This window comes from Kitasatospora sp. NPDC057542, from assembly GCF_042801945.1.
Taxonomy (GTDB): Bacteria; Actinomycetota; Actinomycetes; order Streptomycetales; family Streptomycetaceae; genus Kitasatospora.
Map to the genome: position 1 here is coordinate 14,724 of NZ_JBHVFE010000023.1, position 25,008 is coordinate 39,731.

Annotated in this window: 27 protein-coding genes; 15 read left to right on the forward strand and 12 right to left on the reverse strand. The window is 73.1% G+C overall.

Going from position 1 to position 25,008, the window contains the following annotated elements; genetic code table 11:
* Window positions 1-30: 30 nt before the first annotated feature.
* The 3 genes from ACFU7Y_RS05270 to ACFU7Y_RS05280 form a co-directional block, all read right to left on the reverse strand.
* On the reverse strand, window positions 31-915 hold the full coding sequence (locus ACFU7Y_RS05270) for a metallophosphoesterase (RefSeq protein WP_224277100.1): 885 nt from the start codon (window positions 913-915) through the stop codon (window positions 31-33).
* Between the two features lie 244 nt (window positions 916-1,159).
* Entirely contained in the window at window positions 1,160-1,513 is a 354-nt protein-coding gene (locus ACFU7Y_RS05275; RefSeq protein ID WP_224277102.1) for a DUF4190 domain-containing protein, read from the reverse strand.
* A 57-nt stretch (window positions 1,514-1,570) separates the two neighbouring features.
* Entirely contained in the window at window positions 1,571-1,726 is a 156-nt protein-coding gene (locus ACFU7Y_RS05280) for a hypothetical protein (protein ID WP_224277104.1), read from the reverse strand.
* A 120-nt stretch (window positions 1,727-1,846) separates the two neighbouring features.
* Between ACFU7Y_RS05280 and ACFU7Y_RS05285 the strand changes: the two genes are divergently transcribed.
* From ACFU7Y_RS05285 to ACFU7Y_RS05310, 6 genes are all read left to right on the forward strand, one after another.
* Window positions 1,847-2,476 carry a TetR family transcriptional regulator gene (locus tag ACFU7Y_RS05285; RefSeq protein ID WP_224277106.1) on the forward strand — a complete coding sequence of 210 codons (630 nt, stop codon included), beginning with the start codon at window positions 1,847-1,849 and terminating at the stop codon, window positions 2,474-2,476.
* Between the two features lie 302 nt (window positions 2,477-2,778).
* Window positions 2,779-3,621: a serine protease gene (locus tag ACFU7Y_RS05290; RefSeq protein WP_224277108.1), complete on the forward strand. Its 843-nt coding sequence runs from the start codon at window positions 2,779-2,781 to the stop codon at window positions 3,619-3,621.
* Between the two features lie 262 nt (window positions 3,622-3,883).
* The gene (locus ACFU7Y_RS05295; protein ID WP_224277110.1) at window positions 3,884-5,431 is read left to right on the forward strand and encodes a S28 family serine protease; all 1,548 of its coding nucleotides are present in this window, start codon (window positions 3,884-3,886) and stop codon (window positions 5,429-5,431) included.
* A gap of 242 nt (window positions 5,432-5,673) precedes the next feature.
* Window positions 5,674-6,372, forward strand: coding sequence for a TetR/AcrR family transcriptional regulator (locus tag ACFU7Y_RS05300; RefSeq protein WP_224277112.1), 699 nt, complete (start codon window positions 5,674-5,676; stop codon window positions 6,370-6,372).
* Window positions 6,356-7,990, forward strand: coding sequence for an acyl-CoA dehydrogenase family protein (locus ACFU7Y_RS05305; RefSeq protein WP_380766534.1), 1,635 nt, complete (start codon window positions 6,356-6,358; stop codon window positions 7,988-7,990). The genes ACFU7Y_RS05300 and ACFU7Y_RS05305 overlap by 17 nt, the downstream gene beginning before the upstream one ends.
* Window positions 7,987-8,925, forward strand: coding sequence for an amidohydrolase family protein (locus ACFU7Y_RS05310; protein ID WP_224277116.1), 939 nt, complete (start codon window positions 7,987-7,989; stop codon window positions 8,923-8,925). The genes ACFU7Y_RS05305 and ACFU7Y_RS05310 overlap by 4 nt, the downstream gene beginning before the upstream one ends.
* Window positions 8,926-8,939: 14 nt before the next feature.
* Here the strand turns inward: ACFU7Y_RS05310 and ACFU7Y_RS05315 are convergent, their stop codons facing one another.
* Window positions 8,940-9,743 (reverse strand): inositol monophosphatase family protein, encoded by an 804-nt coding sequence (locus ACFU7Y_RS05315; protein ID WP_224277118.1) that lies wholly within the window; start codon window positions 9,741-9,743, stop codon window positions 8,940-8,942.
* Window positions 9,744-9,854: 111 nt separating this feature from the next.
* Here ACFU7Y_RS05315 and ACFU7Y_RS05320 point away from each other — a divergent pair, with 111 nt between their 5' ends.
* Window positions 9,855-10,847, forward strand: coding sequence for an Lrp/AsnC family transcriptional regulator (locus ACFU7Y_RS05320; RefSeq protein WP_380766536.1), 993 nt, complete (start codon window positions 9,855-9,857; stop codon window positions 10,845-10,847).
* 178 nt (window positions 10,848-11,025) lie between these two features.
* Window positions 11,026-11,460 carry a hypothetical protein gene (locus tag ACFU7Y_RS05325; RefSeq protein WP_224283870.1) on the forward strand — a complete coding sequence of 145 codons (435 nt, stop codon included), beginning with the start codon at window positions 11,026-11,028 and terminating at the stop codon, window positions 11,458-11,460.
* 200 nt (window positions 11,461-11,660) lie between these two features.
* Here ACFU7Y_RS05325 and ACFU7Y_RS05330 read toward each other — a convergent pair whose 3' ends face one another.
* From ACFU7Y_RS05330 to ACFU7Y_RS05340, 3 genes are all read right to left on the reverse strand, one after another.
* A complete protein-coding gene (locus ACFU7Y_RS05330; protein ID WP_224283869.1) occupies window positions 11,661-12,509 on the reverse strand; it encodes a helix-turn-helix domain-containing protein in 849 nt (282 codons plus the stop codon).
* Window positions 12,510-12,600: 91 nt separating this feature from the next.
* Window positions 12,601-13,083 carry a DUF2269 family protein gene (locus tag ACFU7Y_RS05335; protein ID WP_224283868.1) on the reverse strand — a complete coding sequence of 161 codons (483 nt, stop codon included), beginning with the start codon at window positions 13,081-13,083 and terminating at the stop codon, window positions 12,601-12,603.
* 140 nt (window positions 13,084-13,223) lie between these two features.
* Window positions 13,224-13,931 (reverse strand): 4'-phosphopantetheinyl transferase family protein, encoded by a 708-nt coding sequence (locus tag ACFU7Y_RS05340; protein WP_380766537.1) that lies wholly within the window; start codon window positions 13,929-13,931, stop codon window positions 13,224-13,226.
* A gap of 112 nt (window positions 13,932-14,043) precedes the next feature.
* Between ACFU7Y_RS05340 and ACFU7Y_RS05345 the strand changes: the two genes are divergently transcribed.
* Window positions 14,044-14,760, forward strand: a complete 717-nt coding sequence (locus tag ACFU7Y_RS05345) for a choice-of-anchor A family protein (protein ID WP_380766538.1) — start codon at window positions 14,044-14,046, stop codon at window positions 14,758-14,760.
* 135 nt (window positions 14,761-14,895) lie between these two features.
* Here ACFU7Y_RS05345 and ACFU7Y_RS05350 read toward each other — a convergent pair whose 3' ends face one another.
* A complete protein-coding gene (locus tag ACFU7Y_RS05350; protein WP_224283865.1) occupies window positions 14,896-15,525 on the reverse strand; it encodes a TetR/AcrR family transcriptional regulator in 630 nt (209 codons plus the stop codon).
* Between the two features lie 76 nt (window positions 15,526-15,601).
* Between ACFU7Y_RS05350 and ACFU7Y_RS05355 the strand changes: the two genes are divergently transcribed.
* Window positions 15,602-16,549, forward strand: coding sequence for a hypothetical protein (locus ACFU7Y_RS05355; RefSeq protein WP_380766539.1), 948 nt, complete (start codon window positions 15,602-15,604; stop codon window positions 16,547-16,549).
* Window positions 16,550-16,580: 31 nt separating this feature from the next.
* Here the strand turns inward: ACFU7Y_RS05355 and ACFU7Y_RS05360 are convergent, their stop codons facing one another.
* From ACFU7Y_RS05360 to ACFU7Y_RS05370, 3 genes are all read right to left on the reverse strand, one after another.
* On the reverse strand, window positions 16,581-17,078 hold the full coding sequence (locus ACFU7Y_RS05360) for a F0F1 ATP synthase subunit B (RefSeq protein ID WP_380766540.1): 498 nt from the start codon (window positions 17,076-17,078) through the stop codon (window positions 16,581-16,583).
* A 120-nt stretch (window positions 17,079-17,198) separates the two neighbouring features.
* Window positions 17,199-18,425 (reverse strand): kynureninase, encoded by a 1,227-nt coding sequence (gene kynU, locus ACFU7Y_RS05365; protein ID WP_224284120.1) that lies wholly within the window; start codon window positions 18,423-18,425, stop codon window positions 17,199-17,201.
* A gap of 98 nt (window positions 18,426-18,523) precedes the next feature.
* Entirely contained in the window at window positions 18,524-19,354 is an 831-nt protein-coding gene (locus ACFU7Y_RS05370; protein WP_380766541.1) for a tryptophan 2,3-dioxygenase, read from the reverse strand.
* Window positions 19,355-19,543: 189 nt separating this feature from the next.
* Here ACFU7Y_RS05370 and ACFU7Y_RS05375 point away from each other — a divergent pair, with 189 nt between their 5' ends.
* Both ACFU7Y_RS05375 and ACFU7Y_RS05380 read left to right on the forward strand, forming a co-directional pair.
* On the forward strand, window positions 19,544-20,005 hold the full coding sequence (locus tag ACFU7Y_RS05375; protein WP_224284118.1) for an Lrp/AsnC family transcriptional regulator: 462 nt from the start codon (window positions 19,544-19,546) through the stop codon (window positions 20,003-20,005).
* A gap of 52 nt (window positions 20,006-20,057) precedes the next feature.
* Entirely contained in the window at window positions 20,058-20,597 is a 540-nt protein-coding gene (locus ACFU7Y_RS05380) for an NADPH-dependent FMN reductase (RefSeq protein ID WP_224284117.1), read from the forward strand.
* Between the two features lie 19 nt (window positions 20,598-20,616).
* Here ACFU7Y_RS05380 and ACFU7Y_RS05385 read toward each other — a convergent pair whose 3' ends face one another.
* The gene (locus tag ACFU7Y_RS05385) at window positions 20,617-21,249 is read right to left on the reverse strand and encodes a MarC family protein (RefSeq protein ID WP_224284116.1); all 633 of its coding nucleotides are present in this window, start codon (window positions 21,247-21,249) and stop codon (window positions 20,617-20,619) included.
* A 211-nt stretch (window positions 21,250-21,460) separates the two neighbouring features.
* On the opposite strand from ACFU7Y_RS05385, the gene ACFU7Y_RS05390 reads away from it, so the two are divergent.
* The 3 genes from ACFU7Y_RS05390 (at window position 21,461) to ACFU7Y_RS05400 (ending at window position 24,897) form a co-directional block, all read left to right on the forward strand.
* Window positions 21,461-22,021, forward strand: a complete 561-nt coding sequence (locus ACFU7Y_RS05390; RefSeq protein ID WP_380766542.1) for a DoxX family protein — start codon at window positions 21,461-21,463, stop codon at window positions 22,019-22,021.
* 112 nt (window positions 22,022-22,133) lie between these two features.
* Entirely contained in the window at window positions 22,134-22,757 is a 624-nt protein-coding gene (locus ACFU7Y_RS05395; protein ID WP_380766543.1) for an FxLYD domain-containing protein, read from the forward strand.
* A gap of 349 nt (window positions 22,758-23,106) precedes the next feature.
* Window positions 23,107-24,897 (forward strand): glycosyl hydrolase family 18 protein, encoded by a 1,791-nt coding sequence (locus ACFU7Y_RS05400; protein ID WP_380766545.1) that lies wholly within the window; start codon window positions 23,107-23,109, stop codon window positions 24,895-24,897.
* Window positions 24,898-25,008: the final 111 nt, after the last annotated feature.

The following is a 25,008-nucleotide window of genomic DNA, read 5'->3' on the forward strand; positions in this document are numbered from 1 at the left end:
CGGGGCAGGAGGAGCCGGTGAACCGGAGGGTCAGCCCGCGGACTGCGGGAAGACCTCCCGCAGCAGCGGGTCCGGCAGTCCGCGCTTGCGCCACTCGCGCGGGTAGCCGAGCGAGACCTCGGTGAACGGCACGCCGTCGTAGGTGGTGCGGCGGGGGATGTGGAGGTGACCGTAGATCATCGCCGCGGTGTTGAACCGGGTGTGCCAGTCGGCGGTCAGCTCGGTTCCGCACCACTGGGCGAACTCGGGGTACCAGAGGATCTCGGTGGGCTGGCGGACCAGCGGGTAGTGGTTGACCAGGACGAGGGGGACGTCCGGGTCGCAGGCCGCCAGCCGCTTCTCGGTCAGCCGGACGCGCTCGCGGCACCAGGAGTCGCGGTCCGGGAACGGGTCCGGGTAGAGCATCCGCTCGTCGGCGCAGACGATGCCGCTCTCGTAGGCGGCCGCCAGGGAGGCCTCCTTGGTGGTCGTGCCCGGCGCACGGAAGGTGTAGTCGTAGAGGAGGAAGAGCGGGGCGATGCGGACCGGTCCGCCGGGGCCCTCCCAGAGCGGGTACGGGTCCTCGGGGGTTACCACGCCGAGCCGGCGGCAGCGTTCCACCAGATGCTCGTAGCGGGCCACTCCGCGCAGCTGGACCGGGTCCTCGGGGTGGGTCCACAGCTCGTGGTTGCCGGGCACCCACACCACGCGGGCGAAGCGCTCGGCGAGCAGGCCGAGGGCCCACTCGATGCTGGTGGTGAGTTCGGCGACGTCACCGGCGACGAGCAGCCAGTCGCCGGGGTGGGAGGGCTGGAGCTTCTCCACCAGATCGCGGTTCTCCTGGTAGGAGATGTGCAGATCGCTCACGGCGAGCAGCCGTCCGCCTGACGGGGTGGGCCGTGCCGGCTGTGCGTCGCTGCGGTTCTCCGTAGTCACTCCTGCCCCCTGAGGTCGCCCGGCCGATGGGGCCCACCCTACGTGGCGGGCCGGGGGAGCGGGGCGGGTTGACGGGATCAGTCGTTCGAACTGCCGTTCAGGGGGCCGAGGTCAGTCCGGTGAATCAAGGACGGAACGGTGCTCAGGGACGGAACGGTGATCCATCGGCGGAACGGTGGCTCACGGGCGGATCGGAGGGCGATACAGGAGCAGGAGCCAGAAGTGGAAGGCCGATTGGGCCGGTTCAGGAGCCGATGTCGATGAGCACTCCGTGGGAGGTGGCGATGGTGACGGAGAGGATCACCAGCGAGGCGATGCCGAGAGTCAGGCCGAGGAGGGCGCGGCCACGCCGCCTGGTGCCGCGGACCAGGGCCAGCGTGGCCAGGGTGATGGCGATCGGCCCGAGGACGATGTTGAACAGCAGCAGGCCGGGGAGGCCGAGGAGGAAGGAGGCGACGGCGAGGCCGTCCGCCTCGGAGGTGCCCTGACGGTCGCTCTCCTGGGCGAGGGACTCCGGGCGGCCGGTGCTCCGGCGTCCGACGCCTTGGCTGCTGACGCTCTGACGGCCGATGGTCGGACGTTCGGTGACGGTGCTCATGGTGGTGCGGGTCCTCTCTGTGGAGTGGCCGCGGGTGCGGTCCGCGGAGCGGCCGGGTCAGCGGTGCCGGAGGCGGGCGATGCCCTCGCGGGCGCCGAAGGCCAGCAGCCAGGCGGTGATGCCGGCGGAGGCGGCGAGGAAGACCGGGAGCGAGGTGTGGGCGGCGGTGCCGATCAGGACGCCCATGGCGACCAGGGCGGAGAACAGGATCACGACTGGCTCCTTCGGCTGCGGCTGGGACTGCGCCGATTTCGGTTGACAAGTGTTCACTGACTTCGCTCCCACTGTACGCCCGGCTGGCCAAGTTCAGCAAACGAATGTTTACTGAATGGCGTGAGTCACACCGTTGGGGCCAGGCAGGCCCAGAAGCAGCAGAGTCGGCGGGCATTGCTGGACGCCGGGCTACACCTGTTGGCTGATCAGAACCTGGCGAGCCTGGGCGTTCGTGAGGTCACCCGCGAGGCGGGGCTCTCCCCGGCCGCCTTCTACCGGCACTTCCCGGACCTCGCCGCCCTCGGGGTGGCGCTGGTCGAGGAGTCGCTGGCCAGCCTGCATGTCATGATCCGCTCGGTGCTCGCCGGGGCCGGCGGTGCCGAGGAACTGATCGACCGCGCGGTGGACGTGATCGAGCGGCACGTCCGCGAGCACCGGGCGCACGTCCGCTTCCTGGCGCGCGAGCGGCACGGCGGAGTCCGGCAGGTGCGCGAGGCGATCGACGCCGAACTCGGCCGCTTCGCCGCCGAGGTGGGAGACGCCCTGGCGCTGCAGCCGGTGTCGCAGGGGTGGAGCGAGCGGGATCTGCGGATGCTCGCCGAGCTGTACGTCGACCACATGGTGTCCACGGCCGCCGCCTTCCTGGAGGCGCTGGAGACGGACCCGGACCGGGGGCAGCGGATCGCTGCGACCGCACGCCTCCAGCTGCGCCTGATCAGCCTCGGCCGGGAGCACTGGCAGGCGGGTTGACCGTCCGTGCGCGGGAGTTGACGGCCTCGGCGGCGGCGACCGGCCGGCCCGCGATCCGGACCGCCGATCAAGGGCCGCCGATCAGGGCCGCGAGCTGAGACCGTCGAGTCGGACCGTGAGCCGGATCGTGAGCCGGACCGTGAGCCGGACGGCGAGCCCGACGGTTGATCCGGGCGGCGGCGGTAACCGGCCATTGCGTCTTGGGCGGTTCTTGGCGTTGTTTTGACTCTTGACAGTGAGTCATGTCCGGGACAGCTTTGGTGGACCCCCACCCGTGGACCCCCCACACCGAGAGGTCTCTCATGAAGAAGCCGCTCATAGGCACGGTAACCACGCTCCTGATCTCCGGGGCTACCGCCCTGGTCGGAGCCGTTCCGGCCCAGGCCGCAGCCCCCGCCGCCAAGCCCCTCTCCGCCGTCACCTTCGCCGGGACGGTCGCACTCAGCAACTGCTCCGGCTCGCTGGTGCGGATGCCCGGCTCGGCCGCGAGCGACCCGGCCCTGGTGCTCTCCAACGGCCACTGCCTGGAGACCGGCATGCCCGGCCCGGGCGAGGTGGTCCTCAACCGCTCCTCCAGCCGGACCTTCACCCTGCTCAACGCCAGCGGCGGCGGTGCCGCCACGCTGCGTGCGACCAAGATCGTCTACGGTGCGATGACCGACACCGACGTGTCGATCTACCAGCTGAACACGACCTACGCCTCGATCCAGTCCCGGTACGGGATAGCCCCGTTGACCATCGCCGCCACCCACCCGGTCCAGGGCACCTCGATCCGGGTCGTCTCCGGCTACTGGAAGAAGATCTACTCCTGCTCGGTCGACGGCTTCGCCTACCGGCTGAAGGAAGCCGACTGGACCTTCAAGGACTCGGTCCGCTACACCTCCGCCTGCAACGTGATCGGCGGCACCTCCGGCTCGCCGGTGGTCGACGCCTCGACCGGCCAGGTGGTCGCCGTCAACAACACGATCAACGAGAACGGCGAGACCTGCACCCTGGACAACCCCTGCGAGGTGGACCAGAACGGCGCGGTGACGGTCCGCCGGGGCATCGGTTACGCCCAGGAGACCTACGGGATTCCGGCCTGCTTCGCCGCCGGCAACCGCTTCGACCTCACCCTCCCCGGGTGCACCCTGCCCCGCCCGTAGGCGAGTAGCCACCGGGCTCGACGGGGAACGTTCGACCCGACGGAATCCTCAACCGGCAGCAGAGCAGGGCAACCCCACTGACCAGCACTTCTTCCCCGATGGGCCATCCGTGAACGGCGGGTGGCCCATTCGGCCGTCCATCGGCCGGCCGTCGCACCACCCACGCCGCATCACCCACGCCGCATCACCCACGCCGCACCACCCATGCCGCACGGCCGTACCGGAAGGCGGCAGTCATGTCAGTTGAACAGAGGGAGAGTTGATGACCACCACCGTGAGAAGGCTGCTGGTTTCCGCCTTGCTGATACCGCTGCTCGCGTTCGGCGGCCTGGCGAGCCCGGCGTCCGCCGCCGACGGCCAGGGCGCGCAGGGTGCACAGGGCGTACAGGGTGCCCAGGCGGGACAAGGTGACCAGGGCGACCAGGGCAACGGGTCCCGCCACGGCCGCAGCCCCGCCGACGACCCGAACGCCGACATCAAGGACCGCCTGGCGGCGATCCCCGGGGTGACCATCACTGAGGAGAAGCCGACCACCACCGGTCACCGGTACTTCATCGCCACCTACACCCAGCCGATCGACCACTTCCGGCCCTGGCTGGGCACCTTCCAGCAGCGCTTCAGCCTGCTGCACCGCGGCTACGACCGCCCGACCGTCTTCTACACCAACGGCTACACCCTGGGCACCAGCCCGTCGCGCACCGAGCCGACCCGGCTGGTGGACGGCAACCAGGTGTCCATCGAGTACCGGTTCTTCACCCCCTCCCGCCCGGACCCGGCGGACTGGTCGAAGGCCGGCATCCGCCAGGGCGCCGCGGACTCGCACCGGCTGGTGACCGCGCTCAAGCGGATCTACCAGGAGGAGTGGCTGTCCACCGGCGGCAGCAAGGGTGGCATGTCCTCCACCTACTTCCGCCGCTTCTACCCGGACGACGTGGCCGGCACGATCGCCTACGTCGCGCCGAACAACACGAACGTCAACGACTCCGAGGCGTACAGCGAGTTCTTCCGCACCGTCGGCACCCCCGAGTGCCGGGCCAGGCTGAACGCGGCCCAGCGCGAGCTGCTGGTGCGCCGCGACCGCCTGGAGGCCCGCTACGTCGCGGACAACAAGGCGGCCGGCTCCACCTTCGACACCCTCGGCACCCCGGACCGCGCGTACGAGGCCGGCGTGCTGGACGTGGTCTGGGCGTTCTGGCAGTACAGCCTGGAGTCCGACTGCGACAAGGTCCCGGTGGCCGCCACCGCGACCGACGACGAGCTGTACGCCTGGTTCGACTCGCAGTCCGGCATCACCGGCAACAGCGACCAGTCGCTGGCGAAGTACACCGCGTACTACTACCAGGCCGCCACCGAGCTGGGGGCGCCGTTCTTCGACGTCTCGCACCTCAAGGGCGTGCTGCACTACGACTACAAGGAGCTCTACTCGGTCCGCAGCTTCGTGCCGAAGGAGATCCCGACCGTCTTCAACCCGAACGCGATGCCCGACATCGACCGCTGGGTGAAGCGCGAGGGTGAGCGGATCATGTACGTCTACGGCGGCAACGACCCGTGGGGCGCCAAGCCGTTCCGCCTCGGCCGGGGCAGCGAGGACAGCTACGTCTACACCGTGCCCGGCGGCAACCACGGCTCCAGGATCGGGCAGCTGCCCGCCGCCCAGTCGGCGGAGGCCACCGCCAAGGTGCTGGAGTGGGCCGGTCTGGGCGACCCGAACGCCGCCCGTTCGCTGGCCAAGTCGCCGCAGCCGATCGCGGACTTCGGCCCGCTGGACGTCGAGGGCCAGCGGCTGGAGCAGGAGCGCCGCCCGCTGTAGCGCGGGCGCAGCAAGCCGCACCACGAAGCACGAGCAGGAGGCCGTCCCGCGTTCCGGGGCGGCCTCCTCGCGTCGTTCCGGGGCTCCTCGCGCATCCCGGAACCACCGAACCCGGCCCGACCGGAAGGTCCGAGCGGGAAAGGCCCAGCCGGAAGGTCCGACCGGAAGGTCCGAGCGGGAAAGGCCCGACCGGACCCGGCCGCCCCCTCCCCGAAGCAGTGAATCAGTGCTTCAATGCTTCCATGGCCTACCGACGCACGCCCGCCGTACAAGCCCGCCTGGACGCCCAGCGCGAAGCGGTGCTCCAGTCGGCGGTCGGCCTGCTCGCCGAGCGCGGCTACGGCGGCTGCACGATGGCCGCCGTGGCGGACCGTGCCGGGATCGCCACCGGCAGCCTCTACCAGCACTTCGCCGGCAAGGCCGAGCTGTCGGTGGAGCTGTTCCGCCGGGTGGTCACTCACGAGATCGACGCGGTCAACGCCGCCGTCGCCCTCCGGGACACCCCGCGGCAGCGGATCGCCGCCGTGGTCGAGACCTTCGCCGCCCGCGCCCTGCGCGCCCCCCGGTTGGCGTACGCGCTGTTGGTGGAGCCGGCCGACGCGGTCGTGGACGTCGAGCGCCTGGTGTTCCGGCGGGCGTTCCGGGACGTGATCGCCACCGAGATCGCCGTGGCCGTGGCGAGCGGCGAACTGCCCGAGCAGGATCCGGTGTTGACCGCCGCCGCCCTGGTCGGCGCGGTCGGCGAGGCCCTGGCGGGCCCGCTCGCCGCCGCACCGGTCGAAGCCGCCGGGCCCGAACACGGCGACGACACCCCGCGCGACGACACCCCACGCGACGACACCCCACGCGGCAACACCCCGAGCGACAACACCACGGTGGTCCCCGCCCTGGTCTCCTTCACCCTGCGTGCCCTGGGAGGACGCGATGACAGCGACGCATGAGGTCACCAACCAGGTGCCCCTGCCGTACGGACACGACACCGCCGCCGACCCCACCCTGCTCGCCGCCCTCCAGCGGGCCGACGCCGGCTGGGCCGAGCCCGAGCTGCGCGAGCTGGGCCGGCTGGCCGGTTCCGAGCAGGCCGCCGAGTGGGGCCGGCTGGCCAACGAACACCCGCCGGTGCTGCGCACCCACGACCGATTCGGCCACCGGATCGACGAGGTCGAGTTCCACCCGTCCTGGCACGAGCTGATGCGCACCGCCGTCTCGTACGGCCTGCACGCCGCGCCCTGGCGGGACGAGCGGCCCGGCGCCCACTCCGCCCGCGCCGCCGGGTTCTACGTCTGGGGCCAGGTCGAGGCCGGCCACACCTGCCCGATCTCGATGACCTACGCCGCCGTCCCGGCGCTGCGCGCCAACCCCGCCCTCGCCGCCGAGCTGGAGCCGCTGCTGGCCGCCCGGGAGTACGACTTCGGGCTGCGCGAGCCGCGGACCAAGCGCGGGCTGATCGCCGGCATGTCGATGACCGAGAAGCAGGGCGGCTCGGACGTCCGCACCAACACCACCGCCGCCGCTCCGCAGCCGGACGGCACCTACCGGCTCACCGGCCACAAGTGGTTCACCTCGGCGCCGATGTCCGACCTCTTCCTGACCCTCGCCCAGGCGCCTGGCGGTCTCAGCTGCTTCGTGCTGCCGCGGGTCCTCCCGGACGGCAGCCGCAACCGGCTGCAGCTGATGCGGCTGAAGGACAAGCTCGGCAACAAGTCCAACGCCTCCGCCGAGCTGGAGTACGACGGGGCGGTCGGCTGGCTGGTCGGCGAGGAGGGCCGGGGTGTCCCGACCATCATCGAGATGGTCAACATGACCCGCCTGGACTGCACGATCGGCGCGGCCTCCGGCATGCGCTACGGCGCCACCAGGGCGGTTCACCACGCCCTGCACCGGCGGGCGTTCGGCAAGGCGCTGGTCGACCAGCCGCTGATGCGCAACGTGCTCGCCGACCTGGTGGTGGAGTCCGAGGCGGCCACGATCGTCGCCATGCGGCTCGCCCAGGCCACCGACCGGACCCTCGCCGGGGACGGGAACGAGGCACTGGTGCGTCGGCTGGGCCTGGCGGTGGCCAAGTACTGGGTCTGCAAGCGCGGTCCGGCGCACTCCGCCGAGGCGCTGGAGTGCCTGGGCGGCAACGGCTACGTGGAGGAGTCCGGGATGCCCCGGCTCTACCGGGAGGCGCCGCTGGTGTCGATCTGGGAGGGCTCCGGCAACGTCGCCGCCCTGGACGCGCTGCGCGCCATGGCCAAGCGCCCGGAGAGCGTCGAGGCCTTCCTCGGTGAACTCGACGCCGCCGCCGGTGCGGACCGCCGACTGGACGCGGCCGTCGCCGCGCTGCGCAAGGAGCTGACCGACCTGAGCGACCTGGAGTACCGCACCCGCCGGCTGGTCGAGTCGATGGCGCTGGCCTTCCAGGGCGCGCTGCTGGTCCGGTACGGCAGCCCGGCGGTGGCCGACGCGTTCTGCGCGAGCCGGCTGGGCGGCGACCGCGGCGCTGCCTTCGGCACCCTGCCGGCCGGGGTGGACACCGGAGCGATCATCGACCGTGCCCGCCCGGTGCCCGCGTGAGCACCGGGGAGAGCGCCCACGAGACGGGCGTCCACCAGGAGGACGTCCGGGAAGCCGCTGTCGTACGGCAGTTCTGGCAGGCCCTCGGTCTGCCCGGGCTGATCGACGTGCACACCCACTTCATGCCGAAGAACGTCCTCGACAAGGTGTGGGCGTACTTCGACGCGGCCGGCCCGCTGGTGAACCGCCCCTGGCCGATCACCTACCGCGAGGCCGAGGAGCAACGGGTCCGACGGCTGCGGGACTTCGGCGTCCGGGCGTTCACGTCCATGCTCTACCCGCACAAGCCCGGCATGGCCGGCTGGCTGAACGCCTGGGCCGCCGACTTCGCCGCCCGCACCCCGGAGTGCCTGCACACCGCGACCTTCTTCCCCGAGCCCGAGGCACCCGGCTACGTGGCCCGGGCGATCGAGGACGGCGCCCGGGTGTTCAAGGCACACCTCCAGGTCGGCGGCTACGACCCGGCGGACCCGCTGCTGGACGAGGTCTGGGGCCTGCTCGCCGAGACCGGCACCCCGGTGGTCACCCACTGCGGGTCCGGGCCGGTGCCGGGCAAGTTCACCGGCCCCGGCCCGATCGGCGCGGTGCTGGCGCGGCACCCCGGCCTGGTCCTGGTGGTCGCCCACCTCGGGATGCCCGAGTACCGCGACTTCCTCGACCTGGCCGAGCGCCACCCGGCCGTCCGGCTGGACACCACCATGGCGTTCACCGACTTCGCCGAGGGCGACGGCCCGTTCCCGCGCGAGGAACTGTCGCGCCTGCGCGGGCTCCGGGACCGCATCCTGCTCGGCAGCGACTTCCCCAACATCCCCTACCGGTACATCCACCAGCTGGAGGCGCTGGCCGGGCTGGGGCTGGGGGAGGACTGGCTGCGGGCGGTCTGCCACGACAACGCGGCCGCCCTCTTCGGGCTGTCCGCCGGGACGGCCGGCTGACCGCCCCGGCGTCCTCAGCCGACTGCCCGCAGCACCTCCAGCGCCTGCGCGTGCAGCCCGGGCGCGGCGGCGAGGAAGCCGTCGGAGCCGGCCGTCCAGGCCGACCCGGTGGTGTCCGTCACCGCCGCGCCCGCCTCGCGCGCGATCAGCGCCCCGGCCAGCAGGTTGCCCGCGTCGAGGCCGTACTCCCAGAACAGCGCCAGGTGCCCGGAGCCGACCTGGGCCACCTGGAGTGCGGTCGGGCCGAGGTTGCGCACCGCCAGGACCGCCCCCGCCATCGCGGACAGCGACTCGCCCGCCCGGCGCAGCGCCACCGGATCGGCGGCCACCCGCGGCGGCTGGCTGGTGGCGGCGACGGTGACCGCCAACTCCCGCTCCAGGGGCGCGATCGGCCGCCCGTCCAGCTCGGCCCCGCCGCCGAGCACCGCCCGGTAGGTGCGCCCGTCCTGCTCCGGGGCGTGCACCACGGCCAGCACCGCCGCACCGTCCCGCACCAGCGTGGCGGTCACCGCCCAGTGCGGCTGCCCGAGCAGGTACTGCACCGCGCCGTCGGTCGCGTCGCACAGCCACCACTCGCCCTCGGCGGGCACCGAGCCGTCCAGTTCCTCGGGCACCCAGCCGGCCTGCGGGCGCAGCGCCGTCAGCCGCTCCCGCAGTGCGGCGGCCGCGGGGCCGTCCAGCTCGGCGAAGCGGGCCGCCGCCTCCTCGGCGGTCCGTGCCGTGACCGGGTCGGTGGACCGGCGGGCCGCCAGCCCCGCACCGACCTCGCGCACCGCGGCTTCCACGCTCTCCGCCAGCGTCCACAGCTCGTTCGTCACGGTGACTCCTCCTTGCTCCGGGCCGGTCTGCTCCGGCTGGTCGGACAAGGAGTACCGTCGGGGCTGCCGAACAGGACGCAGAAGTCGTCGAGACGACGGAGATCGGACATCATGGACCTCTCCACTGCCGATCCGGACACCGTGCTGGACGCGCTCGACCGCCGCCTGGTGTGCGCGCTCCAGGTGGACGGACGGGCCGAGCCCGGCCGGATCGCCGAGGTGCTGGGCGTCTCCGCCCGGACGGTCACCCGCCGCCTGGGCCGGATGCGGCAGGCCGGGGTGCTGCGGGTGGTCCGGCTGCCGGACGTCGAGGATGCCGCCGTGGGCGCGCTGCTGCTGCGGATCCGGGTGCTGAGCGGCCGGGTGGACGCCGTCGCGCAGGCCCTCGCCGACCGCCCCGACGTCCCGTTCGTCGACGTGATGCTCGGCGGCCACGAGGTCGGCGCCGTGATGCTCACCGACGCCGGCTCCCGCGACCGGCTGCTGTACGGGCAGCTGCCCGCGACCGGCGCCGTCACCGAGACCACCGTCCACGCCGTGCTGCACGCCTTCGCCGACGCCGGGCAGTGGCGGGCCGGGTACCTGACCGAGGAGGAGGCCGCCGCGCTCGCCCGGAGCGCCGTCCCGCGCCCCGCCGCACCGCCGCCGCTGGACGGCCTCGACCGCGCGCTGCTGGAGCGGCTGGGCGAGGACGCCCGGCAGTCCCACGCCGTGCTGGCCGCGGCCGTCGGCGCGCCCGAGTCCACGGTGCGCCGTCGGCTGCACCGGCTGGACGGGGCCGGGCTGCTGCGCACCCATGCCACCGTGGACCCGCGGCTGCTCGGCATGGCCGTGGACGCCAACCTCTGGCTGGACGTGCCGCCCGGCCGGCTCGCCGAGGTCGGTGCGGTGCTGGCCCGCCACCCGCAGGTGCACGGGGTGTTCGCCACCAGCGGCCCGGCCGACCTGCTGGCCACGGTGTTCTGCCCGGACCACGGCGAGCTGTACCGCTTCCTCACCGGCACCCTCGGCCCGCTCGGCGTCGCCCGGGCCGAGACCACCATCACCGCCCGGGCGGTGAAGCGGGCGGGAGTCCTGCTCCGGCAGCCGCCCCGGCGGCCGTGAGGCGTGTCGGGAGGATTCCCGCGGGGGAGCACGGCGGAGAGGAGGCCGCCGGGGACCCGGCCGGCCGGCCGTTACCTGCGGGGTAATCGACGCCCGCCGCTCCACCGGGCAGGGTGGTGGCACCCGGCGAGGCCGCCACGGCCCCGGGCTCCCACCCCCTGACAGGAGGCGATCCGCCATGTCCGCCCACGCGAACACCCTCACGCCCGCCCGGCCCGGTTCCGCCTTCTCGCTCCGGACGGTGCGCGGTGCCCTCGCCCTGGACGCCCTGGTCACCGGCGGCAACGGCCTGGCCTACCTGGCCTTCTCCGGCCCGCTCGGCGAGCTGCTCGGCGCCGGCCGCACCACCCTGGTCGACATCGGGCTCCTGCTCCTCGGGTACGCGCTCGCGGTCGGCGCGCTGGCCGCCCGCCGACGGCCGCCGGTGTTCGGGGTGCGGACCGTGATCGACCTCAACCTGGCCTGGGTGGTGCTCAGCCTGGTCGCGATGGAGCTGTGGCTGGAGCCGACCACCGCCGGCTTCGTCTGGATCCCGGCGCAGGCCGCGACGGTGGCCCTGTTCGCCGTCCTCCAGTTCACCGCCCTGCGGCGACAGGCCCGCGAGCAGGGCTAAGGGCCTGTCTTCAAACTCGCGTCTGCGGGGCGGCGTTGGGGCACGCACCTCGCCGCGTTGTCGTCGGTCGCCAATGGCCCCCAGCCTTCGGCCGGGAGGTGCCCCCACCGCAGTGGCTCCCTCCTCCGCCTTGCGATGCACGCACCCCAACGCCGCCCCGCCCGCCCTCCGGGCGGACGACGGGAGTTTGAAGACAGGCCCTAACGCTCCGGCCCGACCACGGACTGCAGGAACCGCACCGTCTCCGCGTCGGCCGGCAGGAAGGTCTCCATGGCCAGCTCGGAGACGGTGACGTCCAGCGGCGTGTTGAAGGTCGAGATGGTGGAGAGGAAGGAGAGCACCCGCTCCTCGTGCCGGATCCGCAGCGGCAGCGCGAACGGGAACCCGTCGGCGGCCGGACCGGCCGTCCGGTCCTCGGCCTGACCGTCCGCCGGGGACCCGACCGGCTCGGGGTAGCCGCGGACCTCCTCGTACAGCCGGCGCAGAGGCTCGGCGCGGACCAGTTCCAGCTGCCGTTCCATCCGCTCCAGCAGGTGCCGCCGCCACTGCCGCAGGTTGACGATGCGCGGTGCCAGCCCGTCCGGGTGCAGGGTGACCCGGATCGCGTTGAACGGCGGCTCCAGCAGGTGCGGGGCGACGCCGTCCACGAGCAGTCCGAGTGAGCGGTTGGCCGCCAGCACCCGGAAGGACCCGTCGACCACGACCGCCGGGTACGGGTCGTGGGCGGCCAGCAGCCGCTCCAGCCCGCCGCGCAGCGCGGCCATCGACGGGTCGTCCAGCGGCGTCTCGGGGTAGTGCGGGGCGTAGCCGGCCGCCAGCAGCAGGGTGTTGCGTTCGCGCACCGGGACGTCCAGCTGCTCGGCCAGCCGCAGCACCAGCTTCTGGCTCGGCCGGGAACGGCCGTTCTCGACGAAGCTGAGGTGGCGGGCAGAGGAGTCCGCCCGCAGCGCCAGTTGCAGCTGGCTGAGCTGCCGTCGTTCCCGCCAGCCGCGCAGCAGCGGGCCGACGCCGGTTCCCGTCGGGCTGCCCATGCCCGCCATGATCGTCATGGCCCAGGACGGTACTCGAACGGGCCCGGTCGGCGGGAGGGGGCGCTCTGAAAGGGGGCGCGATGGGGTGGTCGCGAGCGGGCTACCGGACTCAGACGCCGGTGCTCGACCCCGGGCGGATGACCATGAGGACCACGACCACGGCCCACAGCAGGTTGAACACTCCGGCGGTCATCGGCAGCATCTTCAGACCGCTGACGGCCTTGGCGTGCTGCTCGTCCGACGGGTCGAGATCGAGCGCGTCCACGGCGGCCTGCTGGCCGGGCAGCACGAAGAGCAGCAGCGCGAGCGCGGCGATCGCGGTCAGCACCATCGAGACGATCACCCAGGACTGTCCGAGCACGTCCATCACCTGGGCCAGGCCGATGCCCAGCACCGGAACCGCGACCCCGAGCAGCGCGTAGACCTGGGTGATCCGGTGCAGCACGCGCAGCACGCCGGCGTCGGAGGCCCGGTCCGGCCCGCCGGCCAGCGCGGCCTTCGCCCGGCGCGGGAACATGCTGACGGCCACCGCGACCGGGCCTATGAACAGGACCGACACGAGGACGTGCAGGCTCAGCAGGAACTTGGCCATGGCGGGGCACCCTTTTGAATCCGGTGGGCAGTTGGTCGGTGGGCACCCGCGTTCGGCGCGCCCACGACCAGGCACGCTAACACCGCTTATCCGCCGGCCCGCCGCGCGGGTGGGCGCCGGGGCCCGCCCCGGCCCCGCGGTCAGCCCGCCGCCGTGAGCTCCACGATCCGGGGCGGGGCGGTGCTGACAGCGGCGACGGCGGCCGCGTGCTCCGGGTCGCTCCAGTCGAGTAGGTGCAGGTCCTCGTACCGGCTGCGCAGTGGCGCGCCCGGCAGGACGGACAGTGGCAGGGCGGAGAGGTCGACCCGGCCGAGGGTGTCCAGAGTGGCCCGCCCGATCTTGATCAGCGACTCCTTGCGCACCCAGAGCCGCAGGAACGCCGCTTCCGGCTCCGGGTCGGCCTCGACCAGGGCGAGCTCGGCCGGGGCGAGCACCCGGCGGGCGACCGAGCTCAACGAGGCGCCCCGGCCGGACAGCTCGACGTCCACCCCGACCGGCTGGAGCCCGGCGCCGGCCGCGACCACGCCCCGGGTGTGCGACAGGCTCACGTGCACCCCGGGGTGGTCCGGCAGGTAGGGCTTGCCGTGGTCGGCGAGCCCGCAGTCCGGGCACTGCTGGGCGAGGACGAGGCCGGCCACCGGTACGCCGAGCAGCCGGGCGGCGCAGAGCCGGACCAGCAGGTGGCCGGCGGTGAAGTCGATCCGCCCGGACTCGTGCCGGAAGCGCGCGGCGCGCTCCCGCTCCATGGCGGTCAGCAGGTGCTTGCCCGCCTCGGGGTGCCGCAGCACGGCGTCGGCGGACGTGACGGCGACGAGCGGCGCGCTCTGTTCCTGGGCCTCGGTGGTCATGGTTCAAAACTAGGGCCTCGCGGCCCGTCAGCGCCCGCCCGGGGGACGACTGCTCCGCATGTATGAATTTCGGATCAGATCTGAGGATCTGTAAGGTGCGAATAGTCCGTTTTTGGGTTGGATATCCCGGATCTATCAGATCGACAACATCCCGGCCGGGGCCACCGTCGTGGTGAACATGCTCGGGGACAGCCCGGTCGTCAACACCTGCACCGGCACCGGCCTGGCCGGCGACCAGACCACCGACATGCGCTCGAAGCTTATGTACAACTTTCCGACCGCGACCTCGGCCCGGATCCTCGGCAGCGCCCAGTTCCAGGGCTCGGTCATGGCCGGCAACCCCGGCGGCACCACGACCATCGCCCAGCCGGGCATGAACGGCCGGGTGTACCTCGCGGGCAACCTGATCCGCACCGGCACCGGCGGCTACGAGATCCACAGCTACCCGTTCGACGGCGACCTGCCGGACTGCGCGGTGACGCCGAGCCCCTCGCCGACGGCGCCGTCCCCGTCGCCGACGTCGCCGAGCCCGACGTCCCCCTCGCCGACGGCCCCGTCCCCGACCTCTTCGTCGTCGACGTCGCCGAGCCCGATGTCCCCGGCGCCGACCTCGCCGTCGGCTGGTGCGACGACGTCGAGCGCCGGTCCGGCCCCGACCGGCCATCACCCGACCGATGAGCCGGCCGGCCACCACCCCGGTGGCGGCGGTGAGCTGCCCTCCACCGGTGCCGACAACGCCCCGGTGGTCTTCGGCCTGGCGGGCGTGGGCCTGCTCGGTCTCGGCGCGCTGGCGGTGCTTGCCGTCCGCCGCCGCGGCCGCCACGGCTGACGGCCCGTACGGTCGAGGAGCCGGGCAGCCGGGCAGCCGGACAGCGGCGCAGGCCACCCGAGTCGATCCGGCCGGGCGGCCTGCGCCGTTTCCGTCTCCGTCTCCGCCCGCGCGCCGTTCGCCGGCTCCGGCCGCCTACCGCCCGGCCGGGTAGTGGGCGAGGCCCGAGGCGAGCAGGCCGAAGGACCGTTCCACCGCCGCCTCGACCCGGGTCCGCACCGCCTCGGCCGGCTCCCCGGCCACCACGGCCCGCCGGACCTCGCCGAGCACCGCCCGGTGGGCCCCCGCGACGGCTCCGGCCAGGACCCGGGGGAGCGGGTCCTGGGGCTCGGCCCCCGACTCCTCGGCCAGGGCGGCCGCCAGTGCCGCCTCGGCCCGTTCGCCGAGTTCCAGCAGCCGGGCCCGCAGCGCCGCGCTGTCCTCGACGATCCGCCAGAACGCCGCCATCCCCGGGTTCAGCCCGACCGTCGGCTCCCCGCTCGCGAAGGCCGCCAGCAGGTCGGCCCGCACGGCGTCCACGGCGGAGCCGCCCGCCGGGCGGTGCCGGACCACTTCGGCCAGGTGGGCGACCACCTCCTCCTGCCGGTCGAAGAACAGGTCCTCCTTGGTCGGGAAGTAGTTGAAGACCGTGTTCGGCGAGACCCCGGCGGCCCGGGCCACCTCGACCACCGTGACCCGGTCGAACCCGCGCTCGGCGAACAGGCCCATGGCGGTGTCGGCGAGCAGTTCCCGGGTCTGCTGCTTCTTGAGTTCGCGAAGTCCCATGGCCGGATTCTATCCGCAGATCATGGTGTCACTTCAAACTTGCAGTGACACCAAAAATATCCGCTACGGTGGCGGCATGACCTTCACCTTCGGCATCTACCCCGGCGGACTGGTCGGTGACGACACCGGCGTGATCCTGCCCACCCGCCCCGACGACCCGGCCCGGACCACCGCCGCCCTGCGCGAACTCCAGGGCGGCGCGGTGGAGTTCCTGGTCCGCGCCTACCGCTCGTACCCGGGCGGCGAGCACACCCCCGAGCGGCCCGGGCAGTACGCCGTCGAGGGCCGCCGGCTCGACCTGGTGGTCCAGTACCGGGAGCGCAGCGGGGAGTTGGCCGGCTGGCTGGACTTCGTCCGGCGGACGGTCCGGACCGAGGGGCACCGCCTCGCCCTGCTCCAGATCTGCGAGGAGCCCAACCTCGACCTCCCGCCCGTGGACGGCAGCATCCCGAACGTCCGCCGGGCGCTGGTCGAGGGCGTGATCGCGGCCAAGGAGGAGGCGCTGGCCCGCGGATTCGGCCGCCTGGCCGTCGGCTTCAACGCGGTGCCCTCCTTCGGCCCCGCGGACACCTTCTGGTCCGAGCTCGGCCGGCTCGCCGACGAGCGCTTCCACCGCGCCCTGGACTACGTCGGCCTGGACTTCTTTCCGGACGTCTTCCGCCCCGTCCCGCCCGGACAACTCGCCGATGCGGTACGGGCGGTGCTCACCGGCTTCCGCCGGGAGTCGCTGCCCCGGGCCGGGATCGGGCCCGGCGTTCCGCTGCGGATCTGCGAGAACGGCTGGCCCACCGGCCCCGGGCGGAGCGAGGCGCGGCAGGCCGAGGTGGTGGCGGAGGTGGTCCGGACGGTGGCCGGGCTCGCCGCCGAACTCAACGTCACCGGTTACGCGTTCTTCGCCCTGCGCGACGCGGACAGCGCGGGCGCCGGACTGTTCCCGCACTTCGGCCTGCTGCGCGACGACTACACGCCCAAGCCCGCCTTCGCGGTCTACCGCGGACTGGTCGAGGAGCTGGCGAAGAGCTGACGAAGAGCGGCGAACCGGCCTTCGGTGCAGGCTAGTTCGTCTCGAAGAAGCGCTCCACGGTGCGGCGCTGGGCGGCGACGGCGTGCACCGGCTCGCCGATCACCCGGCCGGCCAGCGCGACGGCCAGTTCGCCGACGTCCTGGCGCAGCAGGCGGGCCGCCTCGGCCCGGTCGGCGGCGATCCGCGCGCGGCCGGTGGCGAGCAGTTCGTCCCGGTCGCGGATGCCCTCCGCGCGGGCCGCGGCCATCGCCGCCGCGCCGCGCTCGGCGTACTCCTCCCGGATCCGGGCCGCCTCGTGCCGGGCCTCGGCCAGCTCCCGCAGGCGGGCCTCCCAGGTGGCCTCGGCCTCGGCGAGCAGGGCCTCGGCGCGTTCGGTGCGCCCCTCGGTGGCCTCCCAGCGTTCGGACTGCACCCGTTCGATCCGGGGGAGCAGATGGCGGCCGAGCGTCCACAGCAGCAGGAAGAACAGCGCCAGGCCGAGGATCAGCGGGGCCGGTTCGGGCTTGAGCGGGCCGACTTCGAGGTTCACGCACGACCTCCCCAGGGTGTGACGTTCCGTCAGTCGGAAGCTTCCCCAAGGGCGACGGCGGTCGAACTCGGCGCGGAGATGAGCTGCGTCACGGCGGGGGCCGAAGGCCTCGGCCCCCGGCTACGTCACCTCGCCCCGGCGGGAGAAGCGCTCCGCCCGCCACTCGCCGCTCTCCAGCACCTCGGCCAGCTGCCGGGCCGCGTCCCACACCTCGGTGTACGACAGGTAGAGCGGGGTGAAGCCGAAGCGCATCAGGTCCGGCGCTCGGAAGTCGCCGATCACCCCGCGCTCGATCAGCGCCTGCACCACCGGGTAGCCGGCGGCGTGCCGCAGCGCGACCTGGCTGCCGCGCCGGGCGTGTTCGCGCGGGGTCACCACCTCGACGCCGTCCAGGCCCTCGGTCAGCGACACGAACAGGTCGGTCAGCGCCAGGCTCTTCGCGCGCACCGCCGCCAGGTCGACCCGCTCCCAGACGTCCAGCGAGGCGCCGAGGGCGGCCTGGCCGAGCAGCGAGGGCGAGCTGGTCAGGAACCGGCCGATGCCCGGCTTCGGGTCGTACCCGGGCTCGAAGGCGAACGGCCGGGCGTGGCCGAACCAGCCGCTCAGCGGCTGGAGCGGGCCGGCCGCCAGGTGCCGCTCGGCGACGTACAGGAAGGCCGGCGAGCCGGGGCCGCCGTTGAGGTACTTGTAGGTGCAGCCGATCGCGAAGTCCGCGCCGGCGGCGTCGAGTCCGACCGGCAGCGCGCCCACCGAGTGGCACACGTCCCAGATCATCAGGGCGCCCGCGGCCTGCACCCGGGCGGTGATCCCGGGCATGTCCAGCAGCTCGCCGGTGCGGTAGTCCACGTGCGAGAGGACGACCGCGGCGACGTCCCCGTCCAGGTGCCCGTCCAGCTCCTCGGGGCGGATCAGCGCGCTGCGCGCGCCCTCGACGAGGCCGGTCACGCCCTCGGCGATGTACAGGTCGGTCGGGAAGGCCTCTGCGTCGCCGAGCACCGTGTGCCGGCCCGGGCGCAGCCGCAGCGCGGCCGACAGCACCTTGAACAGGTTGACCGAGGTGGTGTCGCAGACGACCACTTCCTCCGGACCGGCGCCGATCAGCGGCGCGATCCGGCGTCCCAGCCGGTACGGCTGCTCGAACCAGCCGGCGTCGTTCCAGCTGCGGATCAGCTCCCGGCCCCACTCCTCCTCGACCACCTGGCGCACCCGCTCGGGCGTGCGCACCGGCAACGCGCCCAGCGAGTTGCCGTCCAGGTAGATCACCCCGTCCGGCAGGGCGAACTCCTTGCGGAACGCCGCCAGCGGGTCGACGGCGTCCAGCGCCGCGCAGTCCTCGCGCGTGGTCATGCCCGTCCCCTCGTTCCCCTCGCTCACAGCCTGCTCCGTTCCTGCCCGCTCTGTTCCTGCCCGTTCCGCCGCGGTTCGTCCCGTCACGATCCGTGCCGTCACAGTCCGTCCCGGATCGTCCACAGCTCCGGGAACACGTCCTGCTCGGCGGACTTGCGCAGCCAGGTCAGCCCGCTGGAGCCGCCCGAGCCGGGCTTGCCGCCCATGGTCCGCCTGACCGCGCAGAGGTGGCGCTGGCGCCACCGGGTGACCCGCTCGGCCACGTCCAGCAGGGCCTCGCCGAGCGGCTGGAGCGCGGCGAACTCCGGGTCGGTGTACACCCGCCGCCAGGCCGCCTCGATCTCCGCGGACGGCTGGTAGCGCTGCTCGGAGGGTGCCCGGTACGGGGCCAGGCCGCGGCGCGCCAGGAGCGCCAGCGCCTCGTCGTACAGGCCGGGGGAGCGCAGCGCCTCGGTCAGTTCGGCCTGCGTGCCGGGCATCCCGTCGTACATCTTCAGCAGCGCGGCGTTCTTGTTGCCGAGCAGGAACTCCAGCCGCAGGAAGGCTGCGGACTGGAAGCCGGAGGCCTCGCCGAACAGCGAGCGGAAGGAGTTGAACTCGTGCGGGGTCATGGTGGCCAGCAGGTCCCAGGACTCCACCAGCACGTCCTGCACGTGGGTGCCCCGGCGCAGCGCGGTCAGCGCGGCGGTCAGGTCGTCCTCGCGCAGCGCCTGCCGGGCGAGCGTCCACTCGTGCCGCAGCAGGTCGAACAGCAGCTCCATCACCTGGGTGGTGACGATGAACGACAGCTCGGCGGGCTCCTCGCTGCGCGGGTGCTGCAGGCCGTGCAGCTCCTCCAGGCGCACGTACTGGGCGTACGGGGTGCCCCGGCCCGGCGCTCCGCCCCGACCGAACGACAGGTTGGGTGTCTCCACCGTGTCGTGCCCCATCCCGACTCCTCCTGATCCTTCCGGGCCCCGTCGCCCGGTCCGGTGAACCAGCCGGACTGCGGGGTTCCACCGGGTGCCCATTGTGCGGCGTAGGTGCCGCCCGCTTGAATGGTCGACGGGCATCGCAACCGCCTTTGGAGCTTTTGTTCGCGAGGCGTTCCGCCGGTTCGCTTTACGAATGGAAATCCCTTGATCCCGACCACCCGGGAGGTCGCCTTGGACGCCGTCGACCGCCGCCTGCTCGCCGAGCTCCAGGCCGACGCCCGGCTCTCGTACAACGAACTCTCCCGCCGGGTGAGCCTGTCCGCACCCGCGGTGGCCGAACGGGTCCGCAGGCTGGAGTCCGAGGGGGTGATCAGCGGCTACCACGCCCACGTGGACCTCACCCGGGCCGGGCTGCCGATCACCGCGCTGGTCCAGATCCAGTGCTACGGCCCGCGCTGCGTGCTGCGCGACCCGGACGTGCCGACCTGGCCGGAGGTGGTCCAGCTGCACCGGGTCACGGGCGGGGCGTGCTGCGTGCTGCTGGTCGCGGTGTCGACGATGGCCGAGTTCGAGGCGGTGTGCGACCGGCTCGGCAGCTACGGTCAGCCGTCCAGCTCGATGATCCTCTCCAGCCCGGTGCCCTGGCGGCCGGTGGTTCCGCGTTGACCGCGGCGGGCGACTGGCCTTGACGCGGGCGTCAAGGAGTAGGTTGCCCGGCATGCCGAACGAGCGCCACATCCTGCTGCTGCCCGGGAGCCTGCGGGCCGGTTCCACCAACGAGACCGTGCTGCGCACCGCGGCCGCGGTGGCCGCGGCCACCCCGGGCCTGCGGACCACGTACTACGAGGGACTGGCCGGGCTGCCGCACTTCAACCCGGACCACGACACCGACCCGCTGCCGGAGCCGGTGGCCGCGCTGCGGGCCGCGATCGAGGCGGCCGACGCGCTGCTGGTCTGCACCCCCGAGTACGCCGGGACGCTGCCGGGCGCGTTCAAGAACCTGCTGGACTGGACGGTCGGCGGGGTCGAGATCTCGGACAAGCCCACCGCCTGGATCAACGCCGCCGGCCCGGGCCGCGGCCTGGGGGCCGAGGCCACCCTGCGCACCGTCCTCGGCTACACCGGCGCGGCCGTGCTGGACGAGGCCTGCGTCCGGCTTCCGCTGGAGCGCGGCGCGGTCGGCCCGGACGGGCTGGTCGCCGACGCGCCGGTGCGCGAGCGGATCGGCGAAGTGCTGGCCCGACTCGCGGCGGGCTGACCGCCGCCCGGCCCCGGGCTCAGTGTCCCTCCGGCAGGTGCACCCCGAGCCCGGCCAGGCCCTCCAGGAACAGCTCGATGCCGACCGCCGCCAGGAGCAGTCCGAGCAACCGGGACAACACCTCCAGCGAGGTGCGGTGGGTGCGTCGCATCAGCGGTGCGAGCACCGCCACGCAGAGGTAGTTGATCACCGCGACGGCCACGTACGCCCCGGCGACGGTGGCCTTCCAGCCCCAGTTGTCCTGGTTGAGCGAGGCGACCAGGACGGCCGTGATGGCGAGCGGGCTGGCGATGTACGGCAGCAGCAGTTCGCGGATGCCGTCCACCAGCGGGTTCGCCAGGTGCTCGTCCTCGTCGCCCTCCCCGCCGAGGTGGACGCCGAAGACCAGGGCGACGGCGTAGACGAAGAAGATGGCCCCGCCGGCGAGCTGGAGCGACTGGTCGCTGATGTGGAAGAGGGTGGTCAGCTCGTCGGCCCCGAAGCCGAGCACCAGGCCGATCACCGCCGAGATGGCCGTGCTCAGCGCCGCCAGTCGGCGCAGCTCCCGGTTGCTCCTGGTCCCGGCCAGCCGGGCGAAGGACAGCAGGGTCTTGGGCGGGCCGACCACGGCGAAGAAGGTGATGAAGGCACTGCTCAGGTTGAAGACGAACATGAGCCAAGCATGCCGTGGGCCTCCGGGCGGCCGGTCCGCCACGCCCCGCGACCGGGCGTGGCGTGAATCTCCTCGCCGGGCGGTTCATTCCTGGTCGCGGGCGAATTCGCCCGGATGGCGGTCCCGGCTCGAAGGGGCGGGCGCTCTCGGGTGCTATGGAGGCAGGGCTGCCACCGAGCAGGCCACTCTGCCGCGGAAGCGAGGATGCGACATGTGCCTGAACCGTAAGGACCTGGGCCTGCTGGCCCTGCGCGGCGCGGTCGGGGGTGTGCTGATCGCGCACGGCACCCAGAAGTTGTTCGGCTGGTTCGGGGGCGGCGGCCTGGAGGGCACCACCCAGGCCATGGAGCAGATGGGCTTCCACCCGGCCCGGCAGAGCGCGCTCGCGGCCGGTCTCGGCGAGGCGGGCGGCGGCGCGCTGCTGGTGGCCGGGCTGGCCACCCCGGTGGCCGGCGCGATGGTGGCCGGGACGATGGCGGGTGCGGTGTCGGTGCACGCGCCGGCCGGTTTCTTCGCGATGTCCGGCGGCTACGAGTACCCGGCCTTCCTCGGCGCGACCGGGCTGGCGATCGGCCTGGCCGGCGCGGGCCGGTACTCGCTGGACCACCTGACCGGCCACGTCTTCGACCGGCCGTGGGTCGGCCTGGTGTCCTTCGTGGGGAGCGTCGCCGGGGCGTACGGCGTGGTCTCGCGGCGCCGGCACCTGGTGCGGCTGCGCGAGGAGCGGGCCGCGGTGGACGCGGACGAGCAGGAGGGGTCGGGGCTCTCGTAGCAGCCGCTTCACCCGGAGGCAGCAGCCCTGCTGGCGGCGGTCCTGCGGCTCTCGGAGGGTGGGCGGGGAGGTGTGCCGGGTAGCCCGGCGCCGACCGGAAACGAGGGACCGCATGGACCGTCAGCCACTCACCCGCACCAGCTCGCCGCGCCCGCCGAGGGCGACCGCACAGGACCTGGACGCGCCACCGCTGCGCCACCAACGGCGTGCGGTGGCAGGGGTGTTGGCGGCGGTGGTGGCCGGCGCGGCGGCGCTCGGGGGATGCTCCTCCGGCAAGAGTGCGCAGAGCGTGGCCTCCTCGGCGGCGGCCGCGGTGGAGAAGGGCGCGAGCGCCGCGGCCTCGGCCGCCTCGGCGCTGGCCTCGGTGGCCGGCGGGGCGGGTGCGGCGATCGCCTCGGCACAGGCGCAGGCCTCGGCGGCGGTGTCGGCGGCCTCCTCGGCCGTCGCCGGGATCAAGGGCGGGCTGGACGCCAAGGCGGACATCACCACCGGCGCGGTGACCACCGGTTCGGACGGCAAGCCGCAGGTGTCGCTGACCGTCACCAACCACGGGCAGCAGTCGTACCGGTACGTGATCCAGCTGAACTTCACCGACGAGTCCGGCAAGGTGGTGGACGCGACGGCGGTGACCGTCCAGGACGTGGCCCCCGGGCAGAGCGCCCAGGCCACCGCGCACGCCAACCGGGACCTCTCCGGCACGGTCAAGGCCGAGGTGGCCAACGCCGTCCGCTTCTGACCCGGGCCCGGGGCCCGTCCTCGAACCCCCGTCCGTGAGGCGGTGCCGGGGCCCCCAGGCGGCCCGGCTCGGCGCGGGGACGGAACCTTAAGCGGGTCTCAAGGCCCGACAGCACCTCTTGACGGGTGAGTTGGTCTAGTCCATTTTTATTGCCCAGGTGCAGGGAGCCCCTGAACCGGCGTCAGCGGCCTTGTGCCGCGGGCGCCGGTTCGGCACATCCCGGCAGTCCGTCATGGTCTGATCCCGCTCGATTCCCCACCCATGCCTGTCATGTCCCGGTCGTCCGGCCCCACCCCGGACGCGCGCCCCCGGGACGACGGGAACCCCCACAACCAGGAGTCACGCACCCATGCTGCGCTCACGCATTGAAAGGGCCGGGACCCCGGCTCCGCAGGGCGGCCGTCGACGCCGCCCCAAGAGCATGGCCGCCGTCGCGGCCGGCACCACCGCCTCCCTGCTGCTCGGCGCCGGCCTCGCGCTGTCCGGCGGCCCCGCGGCCAACGCCGCGACCACCAACTCCACCGGTGCGCCCGCCACCAGCGGCGGCATCAAGGTCGCCTACTACGACCAGTGGTCGGTCTACGCGAACGCGTACTACCCCAAGACGATCCAGGACACCGGCGTCGCGGGGAAGCTGGACTACCTGATCTACGACTTCGCCAACATCCACCCGACCGACCTGGGTTGTTTCGAGGCCACCAAGGCCGCGGACACGAACGACAACAACCCCAACGCGGGTGACGGCGCGGCGGACGCGTTCGCCGACTACCAGAAGAGCTTCGGCGCGGACATCTCGGTCGACGGCGTCGGCGACGTCTGGAACCAGCCGATCGCGGGCAACTTCAACCAGCTGAAGAAGCTGAAGGCGAAGAACCCGAACCTCAAGGTCCTGCTCTCGCTGGGTGGTTGGACCTACTCCAAGTACTTCTCGCCGGCCTCCGCCACGGACGCCTCGCGCAAGCACCTGGTGTCGTCCTGCATCGACATGTTCATCAAGGGCAACCTGCCCGCCGACGCGGGCTTCGGCGGCCCGGGCTCGGGGGCCGGCGTCTTCGACGGCATCGACATCGACTGGGAGTACCCGGGCGGCGGCGGCCACACCGGCAACATCTCCAGCCCGGCCGACAAGCAGAACTTCACCGCGCTGCTGAAGGAGTTCCGCACCCAGCTGGACGCGCAGGGCAAGACCGACGGCAAGACCTACGCCCTGGCGGCGGCGGTCGGCGCCGGCCAGGACAAGATCATGAACGTCGAGACCGACAAGATCGGTCAGTACCTGACCTTCCTCGACGTCATGACCTACGACATGCACGGCGGCTGGGACGCGCAGGGGCCGACCAACCACCAGGCCGCGCTCTACTCGACCCCGGACGACCCGTCGACCCCGGCCAAGCCGGGCAACGGCAAGTACTCGATCGACAACGCCATCAAGGCGTGGACGGTCGGCGACAAGGAGTACGGCATCCCCGGCGGCTTCCCCGCCAACAAGATCAACATGGGTGTGCCGTTCTACTACCGCGGCTGGACCGGCGTGAAGGACAACGGCAAGCACGGTCTGTTCCAGCCCGCCACCCAGCCGGCGGCCGGCGCGGCGATGTCCGGCAACGTCCCCGGCATCCAGATGTACAAGGAGCTCGCGGGCTTCGTCGACAACCCGTCCAAGACCTTCTGGGACGACGCGGCCCAGGCCACGTACTTCTACGACGGCAACACCTTCTGGAGCGGTGAGGACGCCAAGTCGATCCAGGCCAAGCTCGACTACGCGCACTGCAACGGCCTCGGCGGCTCCTTCGCGTTCTCGCTGTACGACCTGGGCACCAAGACCGCCCTGTTCGACAAGATGGTGAGCGCCACCAACGGCTCCGCGGCCTCCTGCCCGGCCCCGCCGACCGGCACGCCGACCCCGACCCCGACCGGCACCCCCACCGGTACGCCGACCGGCACCCCCACGGGCACGCCGACCGGTACCCCGGCCACCTGCCCGAACGCCCCGAGCTGGGACGCGAACACCACCTACGCGGCCGGCGGCACCAAGGTCTCGTGGAAGGGCCACTACTACACCAACAAGTGGTGGACCAAGGGCGACGACCCGAGCCTGAGCGGCCAGTGGGGCGTCTGGACCGACAACGGTCCCTGCTGACGGCCGGCCGGACCGCCGAGGGCCTGACGGACCCGCGCGGCACCTGAAGTGACGAGTCCGGCCCGCCGGGAGGAGCCTCCTCCCGGCGGGCCGGACGCGGCTGCCGTCCCG

Excerpts from the sequence above, each read along its gene's own strand:
- ACFU7Y_RS05275 (WP_224277102.1), bottom strand. The coding sequence starts at position 1,513 with ATGAGCACCGTCACCGAACGTCCGACCATCGGCCGTCAGAGCGTCAGC.
- ACFU7Y_RS05290 (WP_224277108.1), top strand. The coding sequence starts at position 2,779 with ATGAAGAAGCCGCTCATAGGCACGGTAACCACGCTCCTGATCTCCGGG.
- ACFU7Y_RS05295 (WP_224277110.1), top strand. The coding sequence starts at position 3,884 with ATGACCACCACCGTGAGAAGGCTGCTGGTTTCCGCCTTGCTGATACCG.
- ACFU7Y_RS05300 (WP_224277112.1), top strand. The coding sequence starts at position 5,674 with ATGGCCTACCGACGCACGCCCGCCGTACAAGCCCGCCTGGACGCCCAG.
- ACFU7Y_RS05305 (WP_380766534.1), top strand. The coding sequence starts at position 6,356 with ATGACAGCGACGCATGAGGTCACCAACCAGGTGCCCCTGCCGTACGGA.
- ACFU7Y_RS05320 (WP_380766536.1), top strand. The coding sequence starts at position 9,855 with ATGGACCTCTCCACTGCCGATCCGGACACCGTGCTGGACGCGCTCGAC.
- ACFU7Y_RS05325 (WP_224283870.1), top strand. The coding sequence starts at position 11,026 with ATGTCCGCCCACGCGAACACCCTCACGCCCGCCCGGCCCGGTTCCGCC.
- ACFU7Y_RS05330 (WP_224283869.1), bottom strand. The coding sequence starts at position 12,509 with ATGACGATCATGGCGGGCATGGGCAGCCCGACGGGAACCGGCGTCGGC.
- ACFU7Y_RS05335 (WP_224283868.1), bottom strand. The coding sequence starts at position 13,083 with ATGGCCAAGTTCCTGCTGAGCCTGCACGTCCTCGTGTCGGTCCTGTTC.
- ACFU7Y_RS05340 (WP_380766537.1), bottom strand. The coding sequence starts at position 13,931 with ATGACCACCGAGGCCCAGGAACAGAGCGCGCCGCTCGTCGCCGTCACG.
- ACFU7Y_RS05350 (WP_224283865.1), bottom strand. The coding sequence starts at position 15,525 with ATGGGACTTCGCGAACTCAAGAAGCAGCAGACCCGGGAACTGCTCGCC.
- ACFU7Y_RS05355 (WP_380766539.1), top strand. The coding sequence starts at position 15,602 with ATGACCTTCACCTTCGGCATCTACCCCGGCGGACTGGTCGGTGACGAC.
- kynU (WP_224284120.1), bottom strand. The coding sequence starts at position 18,425 with ATGACCACGCGCGAGGACTGCGCGGCGCTGGACGCCGTCGACCCGCTG.
- ACFU7Y_RS05370 (WP_380766541.1), bottom strand. The coding sequence starts at position 19,354 with ATGGGGCACGACACGGTGGAGACACCCAACCTGTCGTTCGGTCGGGGC.
- ACFU7Y_RS05380 (WP_224284117.1), top strand. The coding sequence starts at position 20,058 with ATGCCGAACGAGCGCCACATCCTGCTGCTGCCCGGGAGCCTGCGGGCC.
- ACFU7Y_RS05385 (WP_224284116.1), bottom strand. The coding sequence starts at position 21,249 with ATGTTCGTCTTCAACCTGAGCAGTGCCTTCATCACCTTCTTCGCCGTG.
- ACFU7Y_RS05390 (WP_380766542.1), top strand. The coding sequence starts at position 21,461 with ATGTGCCTGAACCGTAAGGACCTGGGCCTGCTGGCCCTGCGCGGCGCG.
- ACFU7Y_RS05395 (WP_380766543.1), top strand. The coding sequence starts at position 22,134 with ATGGACCGTCAGCCACTCACCCGCACCAGCTCGCCGCGCCCGCCGAGG.
- ACFU7Y_RS05400 (WP_380766545.1), top strand. The coding sequence starts at position 23,107 with ATGCTGCGCTCACGCATTGAAAGGGCCGGGACCCCGGCTCCGCAGGGC.